The sequence below is a fragment of the Flavobacterium panacis genome, from assembly GCF_024649945.1.
Taxonomy (GTDB): domain Bacteria; phylum Bacteroidota; class Bacteroidia; order Flavobacteriales; family Flavobacteriaceae; genus Flavobacterium; species Flavobacterium panacis.
Map to the genome: position 1 here is coordinate 1 of NZ_JANKMS010000026.1, position 3,577 is coordinate 3,577.

The 3,577-nt window shown below is 42.9% G+C and carries 1 protein-coding gene; it reads left to right on the plus strand.

Annotated elements, in window-relative coordinates; genetic code table 11:
* Positions 1 to 3,577, plus strand: a 3,577-nt coding sequence (locus tag NQQ59_RS25145) for a beta strand repeat-containing protein (protein WP_372497297.1), incomplete at both ends; no start/stop codon positions are given.

Sequence of the window (3,577 nt, forward strand, 5' to 3'; positions counted from 1 at the left end):
TCCTTACCCTTGCTGCGAACACGCTTTCAGGTACATACAAGATCAGCTACACGCTTTGCGAGAAAGACGCCCTTACGGCAAACTGCGACACGGCGGAAGCTACCGTTGTAGTGAAGCGCATCATCGATGCAGTTGACGACAATACCTATGCAGTTCAGACTTCAGGCTCATCGGCATCGACAGTTGGCAACGTAAGAGGCAACGACACGCTTAACGGCGCTCAGGCAACTTCATCCAACACGACCATCGCTGCGGTAAGTTCAGGTCCATTGAGCATTGATGCGGACGGGGTCCTTACCCTTGCTGCGAACACGCTTTCAGGTACATACAAGATCAGCTACACGCTTTGCGAGAAAGACGCCCTTACGGCAAACTGCGACACGGCGGAAGCTACCGTTGTAGTGAAGCGCATCATCGATGCAGTTGTTGATACAATTACTCCTGTTAATGGAAACATCGGCGGAACAACAGTTTCATTAATAGCTAACGATAAATTAAATGGAAATCCGGTTGCTATTGGAACCACTCATGGAGAAGTAAGTATTAGCATTGTTGGTACGTTACCGGCAGGATTAAAATTGAATACTGATGGAACTATAACAGTAAATCCAAATACTCCAAAAGGAGACTACAATATTGAATATACAATTTGCGAAGTTGGTTCTAATCCATCAAACTGCGATTCAGTAACTATTATAGTTCCTGTAACAGCTGGAGATTTGGTAGCCAATCCAGATCCAGTAGGATCAATTATCGGATCAGATAAACCTCAGACATTGGTGAATGTTTTGGACAACGATACCAAAAACGGAGCGAAATTAGATCCATCAGATGTAACCGTATCGGTTTCAACACCGGATCCAAAAGGATATCTGACATTGAATCCTGACGGAACAGTAACTATCGGAGCCAACCCTCCAGCAGGAGATTACGAACTGACCTATACGATCTGTGAGAACCTGAATGCAGGAAACTGCAAATCAAACACAGTTACCGTAACAGTTGGATTACCTGTGATCGATGCAGTTGTTGACATCATAACTCCGATCAATGGAAACATCGGCGGAACAACAATCTCGTTGACAGCAAATGATACCTTGAACGGAAAATCATTTGTTGTTGGAACAAATCCGGGAGAAGTTAAGCTGAATATAGTAGGAGCACTTCCAACAGGATTGACGCTGAATGCGAACGGAACAATTACGGTTGCTCCAAATACTCCAAAAGGAGATTATACTATTGAATACCGTATCTGTGAAAACACAAATCCATCAAACTGCGATTCAGTAACTATTATAATTCCTGTAACAGCCGGGGATTTGGTAGCCAATGCAGATCCAGTAGGATCAATTATCGGATCAGATAAACCTCAGACATTGGTGAATGTTTTGGACAACGATACCAAAAACGGAGCGAAATTAGATCCATCAGATGTAACCGTATCGGTTTCAACACCGGATCCAAAAGGATATCTGACATTGAATCCTGACGGAACAGTAACTATCGGAGCCAACCCTCCAGCAGGAGATTACGAACTGACCTATACGATCTGCGAGAACCTGAATGCAGGAAACTGCAAATCAAATACGGTTACCGTAACAGTTGGATTACCAGTTATTGATGCGGTTGTTGACAGCATCAGTCCGATCAATGGAAACATCGGAGGAACAACAATCTCGTTGACAGCCAATGATACCTTAAACGGCAAATCATTTGTTGTTGGAACAAATCCGGGAGAAGTTAAGCTGAATATAGTAGGAGCACTTCCAACAGGATTGACGCTGAATGCGAACGGAACAATTACGGTTGCTCCAAATACTCCAAAAGGAGATTATACTATTGAATACCGTATCTGTGAAAACACAAATCCATCAAACTGCGATTCAGTAACTATTATAGTTCCTGTAACAGCTGGAGATTTGGTAGCCAATGCAGATCCAGTAGGATCAATTATCGGATCAGATAAACCTCAGACATTGGTGAATGTTTTGGACAACGATACCAAAAACGGAGCGAAATTAGATCCATCAGATGTAACCGTATCGGTTTCAACACCGGATCCAAAAGGATATCTGACATTGAATCCTGACGGAACAGTAACTATCGGAGCCAACCCTCCAGCAGGAGATTACGAACTGACGTATACGATCTGCGAGAACCTGAATGCAGGAAACTGCAAATCGAACACAGTTACCGTAACAGTTGGATTACCGGTTATCGATGCAGTTGTTGACATCATAACTCCGATCAATGGAAACATCGGCGGAACAACAATCTCGTTGACAGCCAATGATACCTTAAACGGAAAATCATTTGTTGTTGGAACAAATCCGGGAGAAGTTAAGCTGAATATAGTAGGAGCACTTCCAACAGGATTGACGCTGAATGCGAACGGAACAATTACGGTTGCTCCAAATACTCCAAAAGGAGATTATACTATTGAATACCGTATCTGTGAAAACACGAATCCATCAAACTGCGATTCAGTAACTATTGTAGTTCCTGTAACAGCTGGGGATTTGGTAGCCAATCCAGATCCAGTAGGATCAATTATCGGATCGGATAAACCTCAGACATTGGTAAATGTTTTGGACAACGATACCAAAAACGGAGTAAAACTAGATCCATCGGATGTAACGGTATCGGTTTCAACACCGGATCCAAAAGGATATCTGACATTGAATCCTGACGGAACAGTAACTATCGGAGCCAACCCTCCAGCAGGAGATTACGAACTGACGTATACGATCTGTGAGAATCTGAATGCAGGAAACTGCAAATCAAACACAGTTACCGTAACAGTTGGATTACCTGTGATCGATGCAGTTGTTGACATCATAACTCCGATCAATGGAAACATCGGCGGAACAACAATCTCGTTGACAGCCAATGATACCTTAAACGGAAAATCATTTGTTGTTGGAACAAATCCGGGAGAAGTTAAGCTGAATATAGTAGGAGCACTTCCAACAGGATTGACGCTGAATGCGAACGGAACAATTACGGTTGCTCCAAATACTCCAAAAGGAGATTATAGTATTGAATACCGTATCTGTGAAAACACGAATCCATCAAACTGCGATTCAGTAACTATTATAGTTCCTGTAACAGCCGGGGATTTGGTAGCCAATCCAGATCCAGTAGGATCAATTATCGGATCGGATAAACCTCAGACATTGGTAAATGTTTTGGACAACGATACCAAAAACGGAGTAAAACTAGATCCATCGGATGTAACGGTATCGGTTTCAACACCGGATCCAAAAGGATATCTGACATTGAATCCTGACGGAACAGTAACTATCGGAGCCAACCCTCCAGCAGGAGATTACGAACTGACGTATACGATCTGCGAGAACCTGAATGCAGGAAACTGCAAATCGAACACAGTTACCGTAACAGTTGGATTACCGGTTATCGATGCAGTTGTTGATATCATAACTCCTATCAATGGAAACATCGGCGGAACAACAATCTCGTTGACAGCAAATGATACCTTAAACGGAAAATCATTTGTTGTTGGAACAAATCCGGGAGAAGTTAAGCTGAATATAGTAGGAGCACTTCCAACAGGATT